This is a genomic window from Streptomyces sp. KL109B, assembly GCF_030766935.1.
Classification (GTDB): domain Bacteria; phylum Actinomycetota; class Actinomycetes; order Streptomycetales; family Streptomycetaceae; genus Streptomyces.
This window is the reverse complement of the sequence record NZ_JASERL010000010.1, coordinates 1-22,814: the sequence shown is the minus strand read 5'-3', so window position 1 is coordinate 22,814 and position 22,814 is coordinate 1. Positions and strand designations below refer to the sequence as shown.

At 71.6% G+C, this 22,814-nt stretch carries 17 protein-coding genes; 13 read left to right on the top strand and 4 right to left on the bottom strand.

Annotation, left to right across the window (positions count from 1 at the left end; all coding sequences use genetic code 11):
• Positions 1-37 precede the first annotated feature (37 nt).
• Positions 38-532, bottom strand: a complete 495-nt coding sequence (locus RBJ65_RS29210; protein WP_306323753.1) for a cysteine dioxygenase family protein — start codon at positions 530-532, stop codon at positions 38-40.
• A gap of 598 nt (positions 533-1,130) precedes the next feature.
• Here RBJ65_RS29210 and RBJ65_RS29205 point away from each other — a divergent pair.
• The 3 genes from RBJ65_RS29205 (at position 1,131) to RBJ65_RS29195 (ending at position 6,727) form a co-directional block, all read left to right on the top strand.
• Positions 1,131-1,394, top strand: coding sequence for a WhiB family transcriptional regulator (locus RBJ65_RS29205; RefSeq protein ID WP_127831770.1), 264 nt, complete (start codon positions 1,131-1,133; stop codon positions 1,392-1,394).
• A gap of 165 nt (positions 1,395-1,559) precedes the next feature.
• The gene (locus RBJ65_RS29200) at positions 1,560-5,273 is read left to right on the top strand and encodes a glycosyltransferase family 2 protein (protein ID WP_306323752.1); all 3,714 of its coding nucleotides are present in this window, start codon (positions 1,560-1,562) and stop codon (positions 5,271-5,273) included.
• On the top strand, positions 5,270-6,727 hold the full coding sequence (locus tag RBJ65_RS29195; protein ID WP_306323751.1) for a DUF5719 family protein: 1,458 nt from the start codon (positions 5,270-5,272) through the stop codon (positions 6,725-6,727). The genes RBJ65_RS29200 and RBJ65_RS29195 overlap by 4 nt, the downstream gene beginning before the upstream one ends.
• A gap of 51 nt (positions 6,728-6,778) precedes the next feature.
• On the opposite strand, the gene RBJ65_RS29190 is transcribed toward RBJ65_RS29195, so the two are convergent.
• Positions 6,779-7,273 (bottom strand): metallopeptidase family protein, encoded by a 495-nt coding sequence (locus tag RBJ65_RS29190; RefSeq protein WP_306323789.1) that lies wholly within the window; start codon positions 7,271-7,273, stop codon positions 6,779-6,781.
• Between the two features lie 321 nt (positions 7,274-7,594).
• Between RBJ65_RS29190 and RBJ65_RS29185 the strand changes: the two genes are divergently transcribed.
• The 7 genes from RBJ65_RS29185 (at position 7,595) to RBJ65_RS29155 (ending at position 15,394) form a co-directional block, all read left to right on the top strand.
• Positions 7,595-7,972, top strand: coding sequence for a DUF3499 domain-containing protein (locus RBJ65_RS29185; RefSeq protein ID WP_306323750.1), 378 nt, complete (start codon positions 7,595-7,597; stop codon positions 7,970-7,972).
• 142 nt (positions 7,973-8,114) lie between these two features.
• Positions 8,115-9,731, top strand: coding sequence for an L-lactate permease (locus RBJ65_RS29180; protein WP_306323749.1), 1,617 nt, complete (start codon positions 8,115-8,117; stop codon positions 9,729-9,731).
• A gap of 137 nt (positions 9,732-9,868) precedes the next feature.
• Entirely contained in the window at positions 9,869-11,236 is a 1,368-nt protein-coding gene (locus RBJ65_RS29175) for a phosphomannomutase/phosphoglucomutase (RefSeq protein ID WP_306323748.1), read from the top strand.
• 387 nt (positions 11,237-11,623) lie between these two features.
• Positions 11,624-11,794 carry a Trm112 family protein gene (locus tag RBJ65_RS29170; protein WP_161306397.1) on the top strand — a complete coding sequence of 57 codons (171 nt, stop codon included), beginning with the start codon at positions 11,624-11,626 and terminating at the stop codon, positions 11,792-11,794.
• 196 nt (positions 11,795-11,990) lie between these two features.
• A complete protein-coding gene (locus RBJ65_RS29165) occupies positions 11,991-13,118 on the top strand; it encodes an SIS domain-containing protein (protein ID WP_306323747.1) in 1,128 nt (375 codons plus the stop codon).
• 58 nt (positions 13,119-13,176) lie between these two features.
• Positions 13,177-14,328, top strand: a complete 1,152-nt coding sequence (gene manA, locus RBJ65_RS29160; protein ID WP_306323746.1) for a mannose-6-phosphate isomerase, class I — start codon at positions 13,177-13,179, stop codon at positions 14,326-14,328.
• An 88-nt stretch (positions 14,329-14,416) separates the two neighbouring features.
• The gene (locus RBJ65_RS29155) at positions 14,417-15,394 is read left to right on the top strand and encodes a cation diffusion facilitator family transporter (RefSeq protein WP_306323745.1); all 978 of its coding nucleotides are present in this window, start codon (positions 14,417-14,419) and stop codon (positions 15,392-15,394) included.
• 112 nt (positions 15,395-15,506) lie between these two features.
• On the opposite strand, the gene RBJ65_RS29150 is transcribed toward RBJ65_RS29155, so the two are convergent.
• The gene (locus RBJ65_RS29150) at positions 15,507-17,669 is read right to left on the bottom strand and encodes a fructose-specific PTS transporter subunit EIIC (protein ID WP_306323744.1); all 2,163 of its coding nucleotides are present in this window, start codon (positions 17,667-17,669) and stop codon (positions 15,507-15,509) included.
• 447 nt (positions 17,670-18,116) lie between these two features.
• On the opposite strand from RBJ65_RS29150, the gene ahcY reads away from it, so the two are divergent.
• Positions 18,117-19,580 carry an adenosylhomocysteinase gene (gene ahcY, locus RBJ65_RS29145; RefSeq protein WP_306323743.1) on the top strand — a complete coding sequence of 488 codons (1,464 nt, stop codon included), beginning with the start codon at positions 18,117-18,119 and terminating at the stop codon, positions 19,578-19,580.
• 232 nt (positions 19,581-19,812) lie between these two features.
• Complete coding sequence (locus RBJ65_RS29140) at positions 19,813-20,427, top strand: hypothetical protein (RefSeq protein ID WP_306323742.1); 615 nt, start codon at positions 19,813-19,815, stop codon at positions 20,425-20,427.
• A gap of 10 nt (positions 20,428-20,437) precedes the next feature.
• On the opposite strand, the gene RBJ65_RS29135 is transcribed toward RBJ65_RS29140, so the two are convergent.
• Positions 20,438-21,472 (bottom strand): RDD family protein, encoded by a 1,035-nt coding sequence (locus RBJ65_RS29135; RefSeq protein WP_306323741.1) that lies wholly within the window; start codon positions 21,470-21,472, stop codon positions 20,438-20,440.
• 105 nt (positions 21,473-21,577) lie between these two features.
• Between RBJ65_RS29135 and RBJ65_RS29130 the strand changes: the two genes are divergently transcribed.
• Positions 21,578-22,585: a stage II sporulation protein M gene (locus tag RBJ65_RS29130; protein WP_306323740.1), complete on the top strand. Its 1,008-nt coding sequence runs from the start codon at positions 21,578-21,580 to the stop codon at positions 22,583-22,585.
• Positions 22,586-22,814: the final 229 nt, after the last annotated feature.

Sequence of the window (22,814 nt, the reverse complement as noted above, 5' to 3'; positions counted from 1 at the left end):
GTCGACTGGCTGCCCGGTCTCGGACAGCGACCGTGCCTCAGACGGTGACCGCGTCCGCAACCGAGCACGCGGCGCTGTGCATCGGCATCTCGGTCAGCCCGGGGAAGTAGACGTGCAGGCTGACCGCGGGCTCCAGGGAGTCGTTGGCGACCTCGTGGACATAGCCGGGCGCGAAGACCCGCTGCGCGCCCGCCCCGAGCGCGCGCACGCCGCTTTCCGTACGCTCCGTCAGCTCGCCTTGCAGCAGCGTCAGTACGCCGGACGACGGGCCGTGGTCGTGCGCCCCGCTGCCCTGCCCCGGCACCCACGACAGCAGCCACACCTCGTAGCCGGGCCCGGTGCGCAGGCGGTGGTACCAGCGGGTCGTGGCGTCGTACTCGACGAGGTGCTCCCGCTGGGAGCGGTCGGCGGCGATGGAGCGCGCGAGGCCGATGAACTCGGCCACCGTCTCGGGGTGCTCGCGGGCGGGCCGCAGGAGGTGCGGTACTTCGAGGATGTCGCCGGCGATCTGGAGGTCGCTGTCGCTGTTCATGGAGTGGTGGTGTTCCTCAAGGGAGTGCGGTGCACAGGGCCGTACTGGGATGAGAGATGCAGCGGGGTCGGAGCCGACGGGCTCAACGACTCAACAGCTGGAACAGCAACAGCGACAGCTCGCGAGGGCAACGCGAACGAGCCCGCCGGTGCGGGTCGTCGAGGTTGCGGAAGGCGCGAACATGCCCATCAGGAGACTGGGTCATGCCCTTGTTGTCAACCCAATGTCCGGATTGTGGAATATGGTTCACCTCTTCCGGTGCCTCTCGCAGGCGAAAGGTTTGTGCAGTGAGGCCGGGGGACATGTGGCGCAGCAACCCGGCGCGCAAACGTCGGAACGGTCACGATCTTCGCGGCGTCCTTCTGGATGGTCGCGCGCTGTGCGGTCGACTCCACATGGGCCGCGGGCAAGTGTCACGGTTTTTGGCGATTTGAACACTTTCCGCATAGCCTTGGTTCCGCAGAGTGAATAAGGGGCCCAATAGCAGATCTCGGCTTGACTGCCCCGGATCGGCACACTTGTAATTTCACTCGTGTCGTTCAGCCGAAATCGGTAACGGCAACATCACGGGGACGCACGGACAGACGAGGGGCGCACTATGACCGAGTCGTTTCAGGATCTGCTGGTCGAGGACGCGGAAGAAGAACTCGGCTGGCAGGAGCGCGCGCTGTGCGCCCAGACCGACCCCGAATCCTTCTTCCCCGAGAAGGGCGGCTCCACCAGGGAGGCCAAGAAGGTCTGCCTCGCGTGCGAGGTCCGCTCCGAGTGCCTCGAATACGCGCTCGCCAATGACGAGCGGTTCGGCATCTGGGGTGGCCTCTCCGAGCGGGAGCGCCGCCGGCTGAAGAAGGCCGCCGTCTAGTCCCCAGGACGTGCGGTGCTTTTCGGCCCGCTGCCCGTGGTTGTCCACAGGCGGCGGGCCACTCTTGTTGGCAGCCGTTAGTGTGGGGCCCCGTCCCGGACGCCACCGTGTCCCCAGTGGGCGCGGCCGTCCACCGCAGTCCAACGAACCGGGGCCCGTACCTCGATGTCCGTGCACAGCCATTCGGCAGGTCAATTCGGCGCTGCCGCAGCCGCGTTCAACCCGGCGCCCGCAGCGGGGTTCGACCCGAGCAGCGCCCCCGAGTTCCCCAGGCATGTCGTCACCGCCGTCGTCGTCTCGCACGACGGAGCGCGCTGGCTGCCCGACGTCCTGTCGGGACTGCTCGGCCAGGAGCGCCCCGTACAGAACGCGATGGCGGCCGACACCGGCAGCGCCGACGACTCCGCCGCGCTCGTCGCCGAGGCCATCGGTGACGAGCGCGTGCTGCATCTCGCGCGCCGCACCGGCTTCGGCCAGGCCGTCGAGGAGGCCGTGCGCAGCGCGGGCGTCCTCACCCCCGAAGAGCTGCCGTACCTGAAGCGGCCCAGCGGCTGGGACCCCGTCAGCCGCTCCTGGCGCGACGACGCGTACGACCTGCCCGACCTGCCGCACGGCGAGCCCGAGCAGTGGCTGTGGCTGCTGCACGACGACTGCGCGCCCGAGCCGGACGCGCTCGCCCAGATGCTGCGCGTCGTCGAGATGGAGCGCGAGGCCGGCAGTGACGTCGCGGTCGTCGGACCCAAGTTGCGCGGCTGGTACGACCGCAGGCAGCTCCTGGAGGTCGGCGTCTCCATCGCCCACTCCGGCCGCCGCTGGACCGGCCTGGACCGCCGCGAGCAGGACCAGGGGCAGCACGACCACGTGCGGCCCGTCCTCTCCGTGTCCACCGCCGGAATGCTGATCCGGCGTGATGTCTTCGAGCAGCTCGGCGGGTTCGACCGCAGGCTGCCGCTGATGCGTGACGACGTCGACCTGTGCTGGCGCGCCCAGGCCGCGGGCCACCGCGTCGTCGTCGCCCCCGACGCCGTCGTGCGGCACGCCGAGGCATCCTCGCGCGAGCGCCGCACCGTCGACTGCGTCGGCCGCACCGCCACGTCGCCGCACAAGGTCGACAAGGCGGGCGCCGTCTTCACGCTGCTCGCCAACGCGCGCGGGGCGACGCTTCCGTGGGTCCTGCTCCGCCTCGTGTTCGGCACGCTGCTGCGTACGCTCGCGTACCTCGTCGGCAAGGTGCCGGGACAGGCCTTCGACGAGATCACCGGTCTCCTGGCGACGCTGCTGCGGCCGGGGCGGATCCTCGCCGCCCGCAGACAGCGCGGCAAGGGCGCCGTCGACGCCAAGGAGCTGCGCCCGCTGTTCCCGCCGCCGGGAGCGACGGTGCGGCTCACCGTCGAGCAGGTCGCGGGGAACTTCTTCGGCCGCTCCGACCCGGAGACCTCGCGCGCGGGCCGGCACGGCGGCGGTGGCCTGGAGGCGCTCGACGACTCGGAGTTCGTCCGCGTCGAGCGGTTCGCGCGCCTCAAGCGCATCGCCCGCAACCCGGGACCGGTCCTCCTCGTAGTGCTGCTCCTCGTCTCCCTCATCGCCTGTAGAGGGCTGTTGGGCGGCGGGGCGCTCGCGGGCGGGGCGCTGCTGCCCGCACCCGCCGACGCCTCCGAACTGTGGGCGCGGTACGTCGACGCCTGGCACGCCACCAGTACCGGCGGCACCCAGGCGGCGCCCCCGTACCTCGCGGTCCTCGCCACCCTCGCCTCCGTGCTGTTCGGCTCCACCGGGCTCGCGGTCACCGTGCTGCTCGTCGGCTCCGTGCCGCTCGCCGGGTTCACCGCGTACTTCGCGTCCAGGCCGCTCGTCACCTCGCGCCTGCTGCGCGCGTGGGCGGCCGTCGCCTACGCCTTCCTGCCCGCCGTCACCGGCGCCCTCGCGGGCGGCCGCGTCGGAACCGCCGTGCTCGCGATCCTGCTGCCGCTCCTCGCGCGCGCGGGCCTCGCCGCCTCGGGGCTGACACACACTCAGGGCGGGCGCGGCAGCTGGCGGGCCACATGGGCCTACGCGCTGCTGCTCACGATCACGACGGCGTTCACGCCGATCGTGTGGCCGATCGCGCTCGTCCTCGGAATCGCCCTCCTTGTAGTGCGGCGTTCCGACCTCACCGCCTACGGGCTGCGTTTCCTGGCCGCGCTCGGCACCCCGCTGCTGATGCTCGCGCCGTGGTCGCTCTCGCTGCTCCCCTTCGGCTTCTTCAAGGAAGCCGGAATCCCGTACGAAGCGGGGTCCGCGACCGCGCTCTCACTGCTGGGCGCCTCGCCGGGCGGCTCGGGCACCACGGGCAGCCTGCTGCTCGTCGGCATCGTGCTCGCGGCGCTCGCCGCGCTGCTGCGCGACGAGCGGCGGCCCGCGATCCTCACCTCCTGGGCCGTCGCCTTCACGGCGCTGGTCTTCGCGGCCCTGTCGAACGGCTCGACGTGGGCCGGGCCCGCCACCCTCGTGTACGGCATCGCGCTCCTGGCCGCGGCCGCGCTCGGCGCCGACGGCGCGCGCTCGCGCGTGGCCGAGCAGAGCTTCGGCTGGCGTCAGCCGGTGGCCGCGCTCATCGCGTTCGCCGCGGCGGCCGGACCCGTGCTGCTCGCCGCGGGCTGGATGATCGGCGGCGCCGACGGGCCCGTGGAGCGCCGCGACCCGGTGCAGGTGCCCGCGTTCGTCGCCGAGGAGGCCGGCACCCGCGACCAGGCCCGCACGCTCGTCATGGACGGCTCCACGGGCGACGTCGCGTACTCGCTGGTCCGGGGCGCGGGCGCGCGCCTCGGTGACGGCGAGCTGACCGAGGCCGCGGGCAAGAACGCCAAGCTCGACAAGGTCGTCGCCAACCTGGTCGCGGGCTCCGGCGCCGACCAGGCCGACCAGCTCGGCGGCTTCGCCGTGCGCTACGTCCTCGTACGGGACGGCGCGCCGCGCGAGATGAGCCGCGTCCTGGACGCCACCCCCGGCCTGACCCGGCTCAGCCAGCAGGACGGCACGGCGCTGTGGCGCGTCGACCGGCAGGTGGCGCGCGCCGTCGTCCTGCCCACGGCCGACGCGGGCTCCACGGAGGAGGGGGCCGTGCCGGTCGCGGCGGGCCCCGTAGAGCTGCACACGAAGGTTCCGGCGGGCAAGGAGGGCCGCGTCCTTCGCCTCGCCGACCAGTCCGCCGAGGGCTGGACCGCCACCCTGAACGGCACACCGTTGACGAGGACCACCGTCGACGGCTGGGCGCAGGGCTTCGAACTGCCCGCCTCGGGCGGCACGTTGGACGTCACGTACGACGCGCCGATCACGCACACCGCCTGGCTGTGGGCGCAGGGCCTGCTGGCCGTCGTCCTCGTGGTGCTCGCCCTGCCGGGGCGGCGCAAGGACGTCGACGACGACCTGCCGGACGAGCCCGTCGTGACCGCCGAGGACCTCGCGGGCGACGGCCGCAGGGCGCGCCGACTGCGCGCCCAGGCCGAGGCGGAGCAGGCCGCGCAGGCCGCGCAGGACGCCCCGGTGCCGCAGCCGATGCCGGGCGCCGCCGTGCCTCCTCCTCCGGAGGAGGCCCCGGTCGCGGGCATCCCGCACCAGCAGGCGTACGCGGAGTGGGAGCAGCCCAGCTACGCGGGCACCGACTACGGCACGTACGCGATGGGGGAGCAGCAGTACCAGGGCGGCGCCTACGGGTACGACCAGCAGGCCGACCCCTACCAGGCGGCCCCGTACGACCCGTACGCCTACGGAGGCGGGTACGAGATGCCCCAGCCCCCGCAGCCCCCGCAGTACGACCCGGCGTACGACCCGACGTACGAGCAGCAGCACGGCCACGGCAACGGCGCCGACCATGAGCGCCCCGACGGGAGCCAGCAGTGAACCGCACGACCCTGTCCCTGATCGCCGCCGTGACCGCCCTGGCCGCCGTCACGGGCTTCGCCGCCGCCACGACGCCCGGCGGCGACGACACCTCCGGCAAGGCCGCCGCGCGCCTCCCTGTCGAGCGCTCCAGCCTGCTGTGTCCGGAGCCCAGCCAGTCCGACCTGGCCGAGACCGCGTACACCTCGTACACGCCCGCGACGAAGGGCACCGAGGGTGCGGGCGAGGCCGAGCTGACGCCCGCCAAGGGCGGCAAGAAGGGCAAGGCGGTCGTCACCCCGAAGAAGCCCGGCACGCCCGCCGCGGGCGACGCCAGCGGTTCGGACGCCCCCGCCCTGGCCGGCACCGCGGACGGCGCCCTCGCGCCCGGCTGGACCGTGCAGCAGACCACCAGCGTGGACGCGGGAGCGGGCCGCGGCCTGCTCGGCGTGAACTGCTCGGCGCCCGACACGGACTTCTACTTCCCGGGCGCCAGCACCGCCAAGGACCGCAGCGACTACATCCACCTCACGAACCCGGACGACGAGGCCGCGGTCGTGGACGTGCAGATGTACGGCCCCAACGGGCCCGTCAAGTCCGAGGTCGGCGAGGGCATCACCGTAGGGCCGCACTCCAGCGTCCCGGTGCTGCTGTCGACGCTGACCGACAAGGAGTACCCGAACCTGACGCTGCACGTGACCGCGCGCAGCGGCCGGGTCGGGGCGGCGGTGTCGGACGTCGACGACAAGGTGGGCGGGGACTGGCTGCCGGCCGCCGCCGACCCGGCGTCCTCCCTGGTGCTGCCCGGCATCCCGAAGGACGCCAAGAACGTGCGCCTGGTCGCCTTCGCGCCGGGCCAGGACGACGCCGACCTGAAGGTCCAGCTCGCGACCTCCAGCGGCAAGATCGCGCCCGCGGGGCACGACACGCTGCACCTGAAGTCGGGCATGACCACGGCCGTCGACCTCGGCGCCGTCACGCGCGGCGAGGCGGGCTCGCTGATCCTGACGCCGAGCGAGGACTCCGTGCCCGTCGTGGCCGCCCTGCGCGTCACGCGCGGCAAGGGCGCCAACCAGGAGACCGCGTTCATCCCGGCGACGCGCGGCATCGGCGCGCGCGCCACGGTCGCCGACAACCGCTCCAAGGGCTCCACGCTCGCCCTGACCGCCCCCGAGTCGACCGGCAAGGTCAAGGTCACCGCGTCACCGGGCACCGAGGGCGGCACCGCCGCCACGAAGGAGTACACGGTCAAGGGCGGCACGACCCTCTCGGTCACCCCGCCCGTGCCGTCCGGCCTGAAGGGCTCGTACGCGCTCACGGTGGAGCCGGTGTCGGGCGGCCCGGTGCACGGCTCGCGGATGCTGGAGGAGAAGCAGGGCTCCGTGCCCGCGTTCACGGTGCAGACGCTGCCGGACGACCGGGGCATGGTGTCGGTGCCGAAGTCGGACGAGGACCTTTCGGTGCTGCAGAAGTAGCTCCCGGCAGCCCCCGGTGGGGTGGACGGCGGGCACCGGGCCCGACAGGCCCTAGTCCTCGCCGTCCCCGAAGTCTCCGTAGTCCCCGTAGCGGGGATCCACGGTCTCCGGGGTGAGCCCCAGGACCTCCGCGACCTGCTCGACGACCACCTCGTGCACGAGCACCGCCTGCTCCTCGCGCCCCTTGGTGCGGATCTCCACGGGGCGCCGGTAGACGACCACGCGCGCGGGGGTGTCGTCCCGCGCGGGGATGGTGCCGCCGAGCGGGACCGTTTCGGTGCCCCAGGCCTCGTCCTCGGCCGTCAGGCGCGGCACGTCCAGGATCAGGAAGTCGACCTCGGCGAGCTGCGGCCAGCGCCGCTCCAGGCGCTCCACGGAGTCCTGTACGAGGTCGGAGAAGGCCTCGGCGCGGCTCGCGGACAGCGGCACCTGCGGGGGCGCCACGGGCCCGCGCATGCCCCGGCCGTGCCGGTCGCGGCGGCGCGGCGGGCGCGGCTCCCCGGCGGGCGGCGAAGCCGCGTCGTCTGTGTTGACTGGCCTTTCCATCACTGACGCAGCGTAGTCCTCCGCGGCGCCCGAAGCGGGACGGCATCGGACGGAGCACGTCATGTCGATTCCTGACCGATCAAGCCAATCTTGGGGCTGATTCAACTTCTCTCCCGGATCGGTGATCTCGTCGCAATTGGCGCTATATGCCCTCAGTGGTGACCGCTTTCAACTGCGCCACGGGGCGCACAACCTGGGGTCGCCGCAGGTCATCAGGGCGCCCGCGCGCGGTGGTGTGCGCCGTATCACGCCACGACACGGTGGGGTGACCTCGGGGAGAGTCGTCGCGGCCCGCTCAAGAGTGCGGTACCGTCCAACGCTGTGAGCCCTGTACGTCGCTGTTCGCGCACCGCTTGCGGCCGTCCCGCCGTCGCGACGCTGACGTACGTCTACGCCGACTCGACCGCGGTCCTCGGCCCGCTCGCCACGTACGCCGAACCCCACTGCTACGACCTGTGCGCCGAGCACTCCGAGCGCCTCACCGCGCCGCGCGGCTGGGAGGTCGTCCGCCTCTCCGACGCCAGCGGCCCCAGCCGCCCCAGCGGGGACGACCTGGAGGCCCTCGCCAACGCCGTGCGCGAGGCGGCCCGCCCGCAGGAGCGCGCGGCCGAGGCCGGCGGCTCCGGAGGGCGCACGGCGGACCCCATGGAGGTCGCCCGCCGCGGCCACCTCCGGGTACTGCGCTCGCCGGACAACTGATCCGGCCGACCGTCGGTCAACCGGTCAACTGCCTTGTAGATCAGCCCCCTTCACGGGATCTTCACAGTCGCACGCGTTGACCCGAGATTGTTGAGGACACGACGATTTTCGCCACCCGACTCCGGGATTCCGGGAGGCGCACGTGTTCGTCCAGCAACTGGAGCCCGTAGGCGGCTCGCTCGGCCTGTCCGCGCTCGTCGCGGCCCTGCCACTGGTGACCGTCCTCGTCCTGCTCGGCGCGGTGCGCATGAAGGCGCACCGCGCGGGCCTGATCGGCCTCGCCGTGGCAGCCGCCGTCGGCTGGCTCGCGTACGACATGCCCCTGGGGCAGACCGTCTCCAGCGCCGCACAAGGAGCGGTCTTCGGGCTCTTCCCCATCATGTGGATCGTCGTCAACGCCCTGTGGGTGTACCGGATGACGGTGCGCACCCGGCACTTCGACATCCTGCGCCGCTCCTTCGGGCGGCTCTCCGACGATCCGCGCATCCAGGCGCTCGTCGTCGCGTTCTGCTTCGGCGCGCTCCTGGAGGCGCTCGCCGGGTTCGGGGCGCCGGTCGCCATCTGCTCGGTGATGCTGGTCGCGCTCGGCTTCGACCCCGTGAAGGCCGCGGTCGTCGCGCTCGTCGCCAACACCGCGCCGGTCGCCTTCGGAGCCATGGGCACACCGGTCGTGACGCTCGCTCAGGTCACGGGCCTCCCGCTGGACGCCGTCGCCTCCGTAGTGGGCCGTCAGACGCCGCTGCTCGCCCTTGTGGTGCCGCTCGTGCTCGTCGGCCTGGTGGACGGCAAGCGGGGCCTGCGCGAGACCTGGGTGCCCGCCCTCGCGTGCGGATTCGCCTTCGCCGTCGCCCAGTTCGTGGCCTCCAACTACGTGTCCGCCCAACTCGCCGACATCGGCGCCGCCCTGGTGGGCGCCGGGGCCCTCGTCGCGGTGCCGCACGCGCGCAGGCCGGCCGCCGAGCCCGTACGCGCCGCCGTCCTGACCGGCGTACGCAGTGAGGACCTGGACCAGGAGGACGCGCGGCCGGAGGTGCTGCGCGCCTACGCCCCGTACGCGCTCATCGTCGCGATCTTCTCCCTGGCGCAGATCCCCGCCATCAAGGACTGGCTCGCGAAGGCCAACTGGGTCTTCGACTGGCCCTTCCTGAACGTCGCCGACCCGAGCGGCAAGCCCGTAGGGGGCAACATCTTCACGCTGCCGATCTTCTCCACCGGCGGCACGCTCGTCCTGATCGCGGGGCTCTTCACGGCCGTCGTGATCGGGGTGCACGCGCGCGATGCGGTGCGTGAGTGGCTCGGCACCGTGCACGAACTGCGGTTCGCGATCCTTACGGTGACGAGCGTGCTGGCCCTCGCGTACGTCATGAACCTCTCCGGACAGGCCGCCACCATCGGGCACTTCGTCGCGGCGGCGGGCGCGGGGCTCGCCTTCCTGTCGCCGGTTCTCGGGTGGTTCGGCGTCGCGGTCTCCGGGTCCGACACCTCGGCCAACGCGCTCTTCGGGGCGCTTCAGGTGACGGCCGCCCAGCAGTCGGGCCTTTCGCCGGAACTCCTTGCCGCGGCGAACAGTTCGGGCGGCGTGCTCGGCAAGATGATCTCGCCGCAGAACCTGACGATCGCGTGCGCGGCGGTCGGACTCGCGGGCCGGGAAGGCGACTTGTTGCGCAAGGTGCTGCCGTGGAGCGCCGGGCTGCTGCTCGTGATGTGTCTGATCGTGTGGGCGCAGAGCACGGCGGTGTTGTCGTGGATGCTGCCGTGAGCGGTGTGGGTCTGCCGTGACCAGTGAGGATGCGGGCGGACGGGTTTCCCGGGAGGAATGAGGGGTTCACCGTCCGCTGTCAGTGCGGCCAGGTACTTTGTGGGTCCGTGAAGGACTCCAGGAAGGCTGGGCGGACCGTGGCTGCAGCTGATCTGTCGCAGATCGTGAAGGCGTACGACGTGCGCGGGGTGGTCCCCGACCAGTGGGACGAGGACCTCGCCGCGCTGTTCGGTGCCGCGTTCGTGCGGGTGACCGGCGCCGAAGCGATCGTCGTCGGGCACGACATGCGGCCGTCGTCGCCCGGCCTGTCGGGCGCCTTCGCGCGCGGGGCCGCCGCCCTCGGCGTCGACGTCACCGAGATCGGCCTGTGCTCCACGGACCAGCTGTACTACGCGTCGGGCGCGCTCGGCCTGCCCGGCGCCATGTTCACGGCCTCGCACAACCCGGCGCGGTACAACGGCATCAAGCTGTGCCGCGCGGGCGCGGCGCCCGTCGGCCAGGACACGGGCCTCGCGGAGATCCGCCGCCTTGCGGAGGAGTGGAGCGAGTCGGGCGCCCCGGAGCCGGCCGCGACGCCCGGGAGCATCACGCGGCGGGACACGCTGGAGGACTACGCGGCGCACCTGCGCGGCCTCGTCGACCTCAGGGAGATCCGCCCACTGAAGGTCGTCGTGGACGCGGGCAACGGCATGGGCGGGCACACCGTGCCGACGGTTCTCGGGGGCCTGCCGCTGGACGTCGTACCGATGTACTTCGAGCTGGACGGCACGTTCCCGAACCACGAGGCGAACCCGCTGGACCCGGCGAACATCGTGGACCTCCAGGCACGCGTGCGTGCCGAGGGCGCCGACATCGGCCTCGCCTTCGACGGCGACGCGGACCGCTGCTTCGTCGTGGACGAGAACGGCGACCCGGTGTCCCCGTCCGCGATCACCGCGCTGGTCGCCGCGCGGGAGCTGGCGAGAAACGGCGGCTCGGGCACGATCATCCACAACCTGATCACCTCCTGGTCCGTGCCGGAGGTCGTGAAGGAGAACGGCGGCACGCCCGTGCGCACGCGCGTGGGCCACTCCTTCATCAAGCAGGAGATGGCCACGACCGGCGCGATCTTCGGCGGCGAGCACTCCGCGCACTACTACTTCCGCGACTTCTGGAACGCCGATACGGGAATGCTGGCGGCGCTCCACGTCCTCGCCGCGCTCGGCGGCCAGGACGGCCCGCTCTCCGCGCTGGTCTCTTCCTACGACCGCTACGTCGGCTCCGGCGAGATCAACTCCACGGTCGCCGACCAGGCCGACCGGCTCGCCGCGATCAAGGCGACGTACGCGGGCCGCGAGGGCATCACCACAGACGAGCTCGACGGCCTCACGATCACGTCAACCGACTGGTGGTTCAACGTCCGCCCCTCCAACACGGAACCGCTCCTGCGGCTCAACGCGGAGGCCCGGGACGCGTCGACGATGGAGAAGGTCCGCGACGAGGCCCTGGCGATCATCCGCGGCTGAGGCGTGGGGCGACCCGTGCCGTGGGCGCCCCACGCCGTGGATGCCCCCGTGTCGTGGGCGCCCCGAGCCGTCGATGCCCCGAAGCCGTGGATACCCCCATGCCATGGGCGCCCCACGCCGTGGATGCCCCACGTCGTGGGCGATCAGCCGCCTCGGGCGGCAGGGTGGGCGAGGCGGCCCCGGTGCCGCGCACCGTTCACGACGTGCCGCGCCTCGTTCACGACGCGCCGCGCACCGTTCACGGCGGCCCCGGCCACGGCGCGGCTCCGGTCCCCGCCGGTAGGCTGGTGACCAGCGCCGCACCCCGGTCGGCCACCCGGCCACCGCGCCCCGGTGCAGCGCGCCGAACCCCACGTACCCGAACCCCACGTACCCCCGGAGGGAACCATGCCGCTCGAAGCCGGCCTCCTGGAGATCCTCGCCTGCCCGGCCTGCCACGCCCCCCTCGAGGAGGCCGACGCCGAGCTGATCTGCACCGGCAAGGAGTGCGGCCTGGCCTACCCGGTCCGCGACGGCATCCCCGTCCTCCTGGTCGACGAGGCCCGCCGCCCCGCGTAACACCTCCCCGGCGCCCGGCGCAGGCCCCGACGGATCGCGGCCGCCTCCACGCGACCCGATCCGCCGGCCAGGCCACCCGCCGGCCAGGAACCCCGGGCCCGCTCGGCCAGACGCCAGACCCACTCGCCGGCCAGGAACCCCCGGGCCCCGGCCGGCCAGGCCCACCCCTCCCACCGCCCGCAGGAGATCCGACGCCATGTTCGACGAAACGCTCCTGGACGACCCGGACGCACTGGCCAGGGCCGACCGCCGCGGCCTGCTCCGCGGCGCAGCCGAGGCCGGGGCCCGCGTCCGCACGGCGGCCCGGCACGCGGCCGAGGCCGGCATCGCCGAGCTGAAGCCGGACGGCCGCCCCCGCGCCGTCCTGATCGCGGGCCCCGGCACCGCCGCCGCGGGCGTCGCCGAACTCATCGGCCGCCTCGCCGGCGCGTCCTGCCCGGTCGTCCGCCTGCGCCCCACCGGCGTGGCCCCCGCCGCGGGCGCGCTGCGCTGGGAGCTGCCCGGCTGGGCGGGCTCGGTCGACCTGCTCCTGATCGCCACCCCGGACGGCACCGAGCCGAGCCTCTCGCTCCTCGTCGAGCAGGCCTACCGGCGCGGTGTCACGGCCGTCGCGGTCTGCCCCTCCGGCGCCCCGCTGACCGAGTCGGTCGCCAGGGCGCACGGCCTCCTCGTACCGATGGCCACCGCCCCGTACGAGCAGGACGAACCCGCGGCCGCCTCCGCGCCGGGCGCACTCTGGGCGCTGCTCACGCCCCTCCTCGCGCTCCTCGACCGCACGGGTCTGCTCACCGCCGCACCCGACACGCTCGAAAAGGTCGCCGACCGCCTCGACCAGGTCGCCGAGCGCTGCGGCCCCGCCATCGCGACGTACAGCAACCCGGCCAAGACGCTCGCCGCCGAGCTGGCCGACTCGCTCCCGCTGATCTGGACCGAGGGCGCCGCCGCGGGCCCGGCGGGCCGCCGCTTCGCCGCCGCGCTCGCCGAACTCGCCGGCCGCCCGGCGCTCGCCGCAGACCTGCCCGAGGCGATGCCCGCCCACGGCGCGCTCTTCACCGGCGACCTGGCGGGCGGCGCCGACCCCGACGACTTCTTCCGCGACCGCGTCGATGATGCCCAGCCGCTGCACGCGCGCGTGGTGCTGCTGCGCGACCGGCCCGCAGGCGGCCTCACCGCCGCGCCCGCCGCCCGCGAACTCGCGCTCTCGCACGACACCGCCATCAGCGAACTGGAACCGGAGGAGGGCAGTGACCTGGAGACCCTCGCGGAGCTGATCGCCGTCACGGATTTCGCCGCCGTTTACCTGGGCCTCGCTTCCAGCGCGTGATCTGAACCCCGACCGCCGGCCCCACCTGAGTACCCCACCTGAGTAGAAGAAGAACCCCATGGACCGCCTCACCAACACCATCCGCCCCTACGCCTGGGGCTCCACCACCGCGATCCCGCAGCTCATCGGCGTAAGCCCGACCGGTGAACCGCAGGCGGAGATGTGGATGGGCGCGCACCCCGGCGCCCCCTCGCGCACCGAGCGCGGCCCGCTCAACGAGGTCATCGACGCGCACCCGGAGCAGGAACTCGGCGACGAGGCAGTGGCCAAGTTCGGCCCCCGCCTCCCGTTCCTCCTCAAGATCCTCGCCGCGGGCGCGCCCCTCTCCCTCCAGGTGCACCCCAACCTCCAGCAGGCGAAGGAGGGTTACGAGGACGAGGAGAGGCGGGGCGTCCCCATCGACGCCCCGCACCGCAACTACAAGGACGCCAACCACAAGCCCGAACTCATCTGCGCCCTCACGCCGTTCGACGGCCTGTGCGGATTCCGGGCACCCGAGGAGGCCGCCAAGCTCCTCGAAGGCCTCGGCGTCGACAGCCTCGAGCCGTACGTCGACCTGCTGCGCGCCCACCCCGAAGAGGCGGCGCTGCGCGAGGTCCTCACCGCCGTACTGAGCGCGGACCCGGGCGACATGGAGCGCACCGTCGCCGACGCCACCGCCGCCGCCCAGCGCATCGGCGGCCCCTACGAGCCGTACGCGGGGATCGCCCACCACTACCCGGGCGACCCGGGCGTCATCGCGGCGATGCTGCTCAACTACGTACAACTGCAGCCCGGCGAGGCCCTGTTCCTGGGCGCGGGCGTCCCGCACGCCTACCTCAACGGCCTCGGCGTCGAGATCATGGCCAACTCGGACAACGTGCTGCGCTGCGGCCTCACCCCCAAGCACGTCGACGTGCCCGAGCTGCTGCGCATCGTCCGCTTCGAGGCCACCGACCCCGGCGTGCTGCGCCCGGAGGCGTCCCCGGACGGCGAAGAGGTCTACGACACCCCCATCGACGAGTTCCGCCTCTCGCGCTTCGTGCTGCCCGAGGGCGGCGCGGACCACGACCTGACGGCCCCGACCCCGCAGATCCTGCTCTGCACAGCGGGCACCGTCCGGGCCGGCGAACTCGCACTCGCACCCGGCGAATCCGCCTTCGTACCGGCGGGCGAAAAGGTGAATGTGTCCGGATCCGGCACGGTTTTCCGAGCGACGGTTGTGGCCTGAGAGGCGTGCGAGGCGTCCCGTGCTGCAACAATGACCCACCGCGCACGGGACGTAATACGTACAACCTCGAAGGGACACCCGGAACGACATGAGTGCTTCAGGCGGAGCCAAGGCGATCGTGGCGGCGCTCGCCGCCAACCTCGCGATCGCAGTAGCGAAATTCGTGGCGTTCCTCTTCAGCGGCTCCTCGTCGATGCTCGCCGAGGCCGTCCACTCGCTCGCCGACTCGGGCAACCAATTCCTGCTCCTCATCGGTGGCAAGAAGGCGCAGCGCGAGGCGACCCCGCAACACCCCTTCGGGTACGGACGCGAGCGCTACATCTACGCCTTCTTGGTCTCGATCGTGCTCTTCTCCGTCGGCGGCATGTTCGCCGTCTACGAAGGCTACGAAAAGATCAAGCACCCGCACGATCTTGAGCACTGGTACTGGCCGGTCGGCGTGCTCGTCTTCGCGATCATTGCCGAGGGCTTCTCCTTCCGTACGGCCATCAAGGAGTCCAACGCGCTGCGCGGCAAGCTCACTTGGGGCCAGTTCATCAAGCGCGCCAAGGCCCCCGAGCTGCCGGTCGTCCTCCTGGAGGACTTCGGCGCCCTCATCGGTCTGATCCTCGCCCTCTTCGGCGTCGGCCTGACCCTCGCCACCGGCGACGCCGTCTGGGACGGCATCGGCACCCTGTGCATCGGTGTGCTGCTGATCGCCATCGCGGTCGTGCTCGCCCTGGAGACCAAGTCGCTGCTGCTCGGCGAGGCCGCCGGCACCGACGAGGTCGCGAAGATCGAGAAGGCCGTCGTCGACGGTGACACCGTCACCGGCCTGATCCACATGCGCACGCTCCACCTCGGCCCCGAGGAACTCCTCGTCGCCGCGAAGATCTCCGTGAAGCACGACGACACGGCCGCCGAGGTCGCGCGCGCCATAGACGACGCCGAGGCCCGCATCCGCGCCGCCGTCCCGATCGCCCGCGTCATCTACCTCGAACCCGACATCTACAGCGAGGCCGAGGCCGCGAAGGGCTCCGACGCGGAGGCCCGCCCCGGCGGCCCGACGCCGAGCGCGGAGCACTGAGTGCCGAACACTGAGCACTGAGCACTGAGCACGACTAGAAACGCGTCTCTACGTAGATGGGGCCCAGCCGAGAATCCCGGCTGGGCCCCATCTACGTAGAGACGCGTTGCGCTCACTGCACCTCGGAGAGCACCTCGAGGATCGCGGCCTCGTCCGGCGCCGCCTGCAGCCGCGCCCGGAAGTCCGTGTCCATGAGCTTGCGCGACAGCAGCGCCAGGATCCGCAGGTGCTCGTCGCCCGCCGCCGCCTCCGGCACCGAGATCATGAAGACGAGCTTGGCCTTCGTGCCGTCGAGCGAACCCCACTCGATGCCCTCGGCGGAGCGCGCGAAGCAGACGACCGGGGCGGTCACCGCGTCCGTCTTGGCGTGCGGGATGGCGATCTCCTCGCCGAGCCCGGTCGTGCCCTGCTCCTCGCGGCGCAGCGCGGTCTGTACGAGCTCTTCTTCGTCGGCGACCTTGCCGGTGGCGGCGGCGAGGCCCGCCATTTCGCGGATGGCCGCCTCCTTGTCCGCCGCGTCCAGCTGCACCTTGACGGTCTGGGCGGTGAGGTAGCCGGAGAGAACCTCGGGCTCCCCATCGGCCGCTTCGGCCTCTGCCTCGGCTTCTGCTTCGGCCGCGCCAGACGCGGTGGAGCTCGCCGCGGCCGCCTGGAGCGACCCGCTCGCGGACGCGGACGCGACGGACGCCGTGGCGTGCGCCGGCTCGGGCGCGTGCTCGGCGGCGACGGCCGGAGTGGCACCGGCCAGGACGGGCTCGGCGGCCTTGGCCTCGGCGGTCTTCGCCTCCGCGGTCTGAGCGGCGTCGGCCGCGGCCTGCTTGGCGGCGGCACGGCGGTTGCTCACGCCGATCAGCGCGTTCGTCGATACGGCGGTGACCACCGTGCCCGCGACGATCGCCACGAAGAACATGGCGAGCCCGCTGATCGCGCCGAACACCGCGACGATCGGGCCACCGTGCGGCACGGAGTCCTCGACGCCCGCGAGCCCGGCGATCGCACCGGCGACCGCGCCACCCAGCATGTTCGCCGGGATGACCTGCGCGGGCCGCGCCGCCGCGAAGGGGATGGCGCCTTCGGAGATTCCGAAGCACCCCATGAACAGCGCCGCGATACCCGCCTCGCGCTCCGAGTCGGAGTAGAGCTTGCGCCGGATCAGCGTGGCCAGACCCTGGCCGAGCGGCATGACCGGAATGGCCGCGGCGGCCATACCCATCACGGCGTTGTTCGTCCCGATCAGACCGACGGCGAACAGGAACGCCGTCTTGTTGACCGGGCCACCCATGTCGAACGCGATCATCAGACCGATGAGCGCGCCGAGCAGCACCGCGCTCGACCCGGTCATCCCGCCGAGGAAGTCGGTGAGGTGCGTGAACACCCAGGAGATCGGCCCGCCGAGGATGTAGATGAAGGCGAGGCCGACGGCCAGCGTGGACACGATGGGGACCACGATGATCGGCATGATCGGCTGGATGGCCTTGGGGACCTTGACCTTACGAATGGCAAGGACGAGGTAGCCCGCGAGGAAACCGGTCACGATGGCGCCGAGGAAGCCGGCGTTGGCGTCGGAGCCGTAGATGCTGGCGTCGGCTGCCAGGAAGCCGCCGATCATGCCCGGCACGAGTGCGGGGCGGTCTCCGAGCGCGAAGGCGATATAGCCGGAGAAGATCGGCAGCATCAGCTTGAAGCCGAGCGTGCCGAGCGCGTTGACGTTGAACCAGAACGTGTCCTTGGGGATCTGGATCCCGTCGGGCGTCGCGTGACCGCCGACCGCCAGCGAGATGGCGATCAGCAGACCACCGACGACGACGAACGGAATCATGAAGCTGACGCCGTTCATCAGCGCCTTGTACGCCGCGCTGCGCTCCTTGCCGCCGGGCGCCGCGGCCTCCTGCTCCGCACCGCCCTCCGCACCGTGCACGGGCGCGCTCTGCACACGCTCGATCAACTGCTCGGGGTGGCTGATGCCCTCCGACACACCCACCGACAGCACCCGCTTCCCGGCGAACCGGGCGCGGTCGACGTCCTTGTCGGCGGCGATGATGATGCCGTCTGCGCTTTTGACATCGTTGTCGGTGAGGACGTTCTCGGCCCCGATGGACCCTTGCGTCTCCACCTTCATGTCGATTCCCGCGGCGTCCGCTGCCTGCTGCAGCTTCTCCGCCGCCATGTAGGTGTGCGCGATGCCGGTCGGACATGCGGTCACCGCGAGCAGCTTCAACTTCTTCTGCTGCTCGACGGCCCCTCCGCCCGCGTGGGGGTCGGCCGGACTGGTCACGTGGCTCTCCTTCAAGCGTTCCGTGCAAGAGCGCGCAAATCTTTGCGGCTCTACCAGCATGGTGCAACACATACGAACAGAGTTGACAGTTCAAAGGTCCCGGGTCCGGTAGTCCGTTGTCATGTGTCCCCATTTCTCTCCGCCCGCGCCCCGAGCGGCCCCGCCCCGAAACGCGACATGGCCCGATCCGGAGGCGGGGTGGGTCCGGCTGGGCCGATCGGTGTAGCTTTGTGACGAGCCAGACGTCGCTGCTGATGGCGGTCGGGCGGCCCGTTCGCCGGGTCGACCGAGGGAGAGAGGGCCTCCGACGGACTGCGCCGCGAGTGTCAGGGGACAGGTGTGTCCCAGGACGCCGCAGGTCAGCCATGTACGCCCGGCCCGCTTACCGCGGACAGGCGCGTCAGCCCACCTCGACCGACTGCAACAGCACCGAGGAGCAGCTCACTTATGACTTCTGTCGCCAACCGACAGGACCAGGACTTCAAGGTCGCCGACCTCTCCCTCGCCGCCTTCGGCCGCAAGGAGATCACCCTCGCCGAGCACGAGATGCCCGGCCTCATGGCGATCCGCAAGGAGTACGCCGCCACGCAGCCCCTCGCGGGCGCCCGCGTCACCGGCTCCCTCCACATGACGGTCCAGACGGCCGTCCTCATCGAGACCCTCGTCGCGCTCGGCGCCGAGGTCCGCTGGGCCTCCTGCAACATCTTCTCCACGCAGGACCACGCCGCCGCAGCCATCGCCGTCGGCCCCAACGGCACCCCGGACAACCCCCAGGGCATCCCGGTCTTCGCCTGGAAGGGCGAGACGCTGGAGGAGTACTGGTGGTGCACGGAGCAGGCCCTGACCTGGCCGAACACGCCCACCGGCGGCCCGAACATGATCCTCGACGACGGCGGTGACGCCACCCTCCTCGTCCACAAGGGCGTCGAGTACGAGAAGGACGGCAAGGTCCCCTCGGTCGACACCGCCGAGTCCGACGAGCACCGCGTCATCCTCCAGCTCCTGAACCGCACGATCTCGAACGGTTCGCAGAAGTGGACCCAGCTCTCCTCCGAGATCCGCGGCGTCACGGAGGAGACCACGACCGGCGTCCACCGCCTGTACGAGATGCAGCGCGACGGCGCCCTCCTGTTCCCGGCGATCAACGTGAACGACGCCGTGACCAAGTCGAAGTTCGACAACAAGTACGGCTGCCGCCACTCGCTCGTCGACGGCATCAACCGCGCCACGGACGTCCTCATCGGCGGCAAGACCGCCGTCGTCTGCGGCTACGGCGACGTCGGCAAGGGCTGCGCCGAGTCGCTGCGCGGCCAGGGCGCCCGCGTCATCGTCACCGAGGTCGACCCGATCTGCGCGCTGCAGGCGGCGATGGACGGCTACCAGGTCACGACGCTCGACGAGGTCGTCGACAAGGCGGACATCTTCGTCACGACGACCGGCAACAAGGACATCATCATGGCCGGCGACATGGCCAAGATGAAGCACCAGGCGATCATCGGGAACATCGGCCACTTCGACAACGAGATCGACATGGCCGGCCTGGCGAAGATCGACGGCATCGTCAAGGACGAGGTCAAGCCGCAGGTCCACACCTGGACGTTCCCCGACGGCAAGGTCCTCATCGTGCTGTCCGAGGGCCGCCTGCTGAACCTGGGCAACGCGACCGGCCACCCGTCCTTCGTGATGTCCAACTCCTTCGCGGACCAGACGCTGGCCCAGATCGAGCTGTTCACCAAGCCGTCCGAGTACCCGACCGACGTGTACGTGCTGCCCAAGCACCTGGACGAGAAGGTCGCCCGCCTCCACCTGGACTCGCTCGGCGTGAAGCTGACGACGCTCCGCCCGGAGCAGGCCGCGTACATCGGTGTCGAGGTCGAGGGCCCGTACAAGCCGGACCACTACCGCTACTGAGCCGCTACTGAGTCGCGACCGCCGGGCACGCTCCGCTTGAGCGCTCGCCCCGGCACCGCGCACCGGCCGCCCAGCGGCTGACCGCTGCACAGGACAGGCCCCCGCACCCCCGTGTCGGGGGCCTGTCCCGTGTCCGCGCACACCGCTGGCTACGGTGGACCCGCCCTTCGACACCCGCCGCCCGCACCGACGGCGGCCGTCACCAGGCCAGACAGAGGACCCCACGAACGCCATGCCCCGCGGCCGTTATTCGCTTCACGATCCGCACGATCACACCCCCCTCGGTGAAGAGCACTTCCAGTGCGCGCCCGGCCCTTCCGGCTGGCGCTATGTAGCGCAACGGACCACCCCCTCCGGCGACCACGCCGGCTCGATCGACCTCGCCCTCGACGAACTCGGCCGCCCCATCCGCGTCGAACTGAATGCCTCGAGCTGGCAGGTGCGAGGCGCCGCCATCGACGGCGTCACATGGGTCCGCACCGACCCCACGGGCACGCACGCCACCGAAGGAAACGCACCCGCGCACGCGTTCACGGGAACGTCCCCCGCGTTCCTCATCGCCACCGCACGTCTGCTCGGCCTCACCCCCGCCTCCCCATCGACCCGCGTCCGCCTCGTCGCCCTGACCGACCCCGTCCTCGCGCCACGCACCGTTGACCAGTCCTGGACCTTGCTGAACAGCGAAGCACACGCCACTGACAACGGCCCTCTGACCGTGGACGAATACCAGGTCACAGCCCTGGACACCGGGGAACAGCAGACGGTTCACATCAGCGGCGACGTGGTCCTCGCGGCCCCCGGAATCGAGCTGGAGGACCTCGAGAACCCCCCGTCGGCGTTCCGCTGACGCCGCGCGCTCAGGCCGGCGGAACGAACCCGGTGGCCGGGGCGTCCGAACTCCCGGATCCGGCCGGGGGATTGTCGGGCTGGACCTGGGGCTGGCTCGCGCGCGGTGCGGGGGAGTCGGCCGGGGCCTGCCCGCCGAACGGGCCGGGCGCGGGGGCTGGAGGAGCGGGAGGGGCCGTGGATGGCACGGGCCCCGCGGCCTGTGCGTATCCGCCGTATCCGCCGTACGGTCCTGGAGCGGCACCGGTCACCGCCGAAGCCGCCTGTCCACCCGGACCACTCGGACCACCCGTGGCACTTGCGCCGAACGCCCGCTGAGCCTCCCGCGACTGCCGCTCGTGCGTCACAGCCGCGAGGAACGCGGCAGGCGGCATGTCACTCGGCACGGGCGCACCCGTGTGCGCGGCGAGCTCGCCCGCGAGCCGCTCCGCCATCCCCCACCCCACTTGCGGATCCAACTGCCCCATCCGCGTCAGGTACTGCCGCACCGCCAGCCACAGCCCCTCCGGCACAGCCGAAAGATCAAGCTCGGCGAACCGCCCCACCAGCCACGGCGGCGGAGGCGGCACGAACGCCATCTGCCCGGTCGGCACCCGCTCCCGTACGACGAGGGTCCCGGCGAAGACGTCCCCGACCCGCCGCCCTCGCTGCGACACCAGCGAAGCGATGCACGCCACGACCCCAAAGGTCATGAGGATCTCCACGACCCCGACGGCTCCCCGCACCAGCGCATGCCGGAACCGGATCGGCCCACCGTCGTCCCGTACGACGCGCAGCCCGCACGCGAGCTTCCCCAACGACCGCCCATGGCTCAACGTCTCCACGGCGATCGGGATCCCGACCAGCACCAACAGAAACGTCGCCACGGCGACCGCCGCGACCGCCGCATCATCGAGCGAAGCGGTGGCCGCCGCGAACGCCATGGTCACCGCGATATACACGGCGAACGCCACCGCCAGGTCGATGAGCACCGCCAGCGCTCGACTCGGCAACTTCGCGGGCCGCAGCTCCAGCGCCACCGCCTCACCCGTCACCAGCTCACTCACGCCGGCCACCCACCCTTCAACGAGCTGCCCCAGGAACCGCCAGTCTGCCAAGCTGAAGGCACATCGCGCCGTACAGGTGCCGGAAAGCGAGGAGCAGCAGACCGGATGGACCTCGACGTCTTCGTGTCCGCCCACCGTGCCGAATGGGACCGCTTGGACGCTCTGCTGCGCCGCCGACGTCGCCTCACCGGCACAGAAGCGGACGAACTGGTGACCCTGTACCAGCGCACCGCCACCCACCTCTCGCTCATCCAGTCGAGCGCACCGGACCCCCGGGTGATCGGCCGCCTCACTCAACTCGTGGCACGCGCGCGTAGCGCCGTGACGGGTACCCGCCGCGCTTCCTGGCGAGACGTGACGCACTTCCTGACCCACGGCTTCCCAGCAGCGGTCTACAGGGCACGCCACTGGTGGGTACCCACCGCGCTGCTCTCCACCGCGATAGCCGCCCTCATCGGCTGGTGGATCGGCACCCACCCCGATGTCCAGGCATCCATCGCGGCCCCCACCGAACTGCGTGAGATGACGCGCCCCGGAGGCCAGTACGAGACGTACTACTCGAGCCACCCTGCCGCGTCGTTCGCCGCCCAGGTCTGGACGAACAATGCTCAGGCCGCGGCCATGTGCCTGGTCCTGGGCGTCTTCCTGGGCCTGCCGGTCCTGTGGATCCTCTTCCAGAACATGCTCAACGTAGGTGTGGGCATCGGCCTGATGGCGTCCGCCGGCCGCCTCGACACCTTCCTGGGACTGATCCTCCCGCACGGCCTGCTGGAACTGACCGCGGTCTTCGTAGCCGCAGGCACCGGCCTCCGTCTCGGATGGACAGTGATCGACCCGGGCCCCCGTACGCGCAGAACAGCCCTGGCAGAGGAAGCCCGCGCGGCCCTCGGCATGGCCATCGGCCTGGCCCTGGTCCTCTTCATCTCCGGCGCCATCGAAGGCTTCGTCACCCCCTCGGGCCTCCCGACCTGGGCCCGTATCGCCATCGGCATCGCTGCGGAGCTCGCCTTCCTGGCGTACGTCTACGTCCTTGGCGGCCGAGCGGCCCGTGAGGGTGAAACCGGCGACGTGGCTAAGGACGAGCGCAGCGCGCTGCTGCCGACGGCCGCCTGATGTGCGATCGACCTTGCTGACCTGCTAGTCTCCTCTTCGCCCCGGAAAGACCGTTGACACGGACTGAACGGGGAGGTAGATTCGAACAGTTGCCCCGAACTAGACAGGTTCGATCGCGACGGTTAGCATCTAGCGCGCTTCACGAAATTCAATTCTTCGAGAAGCCCCCCGATTAATCGGAAACCCTGAGCCGGTCAGCCCGGCCCAAAACTTCTGATAAAGTCGGTCC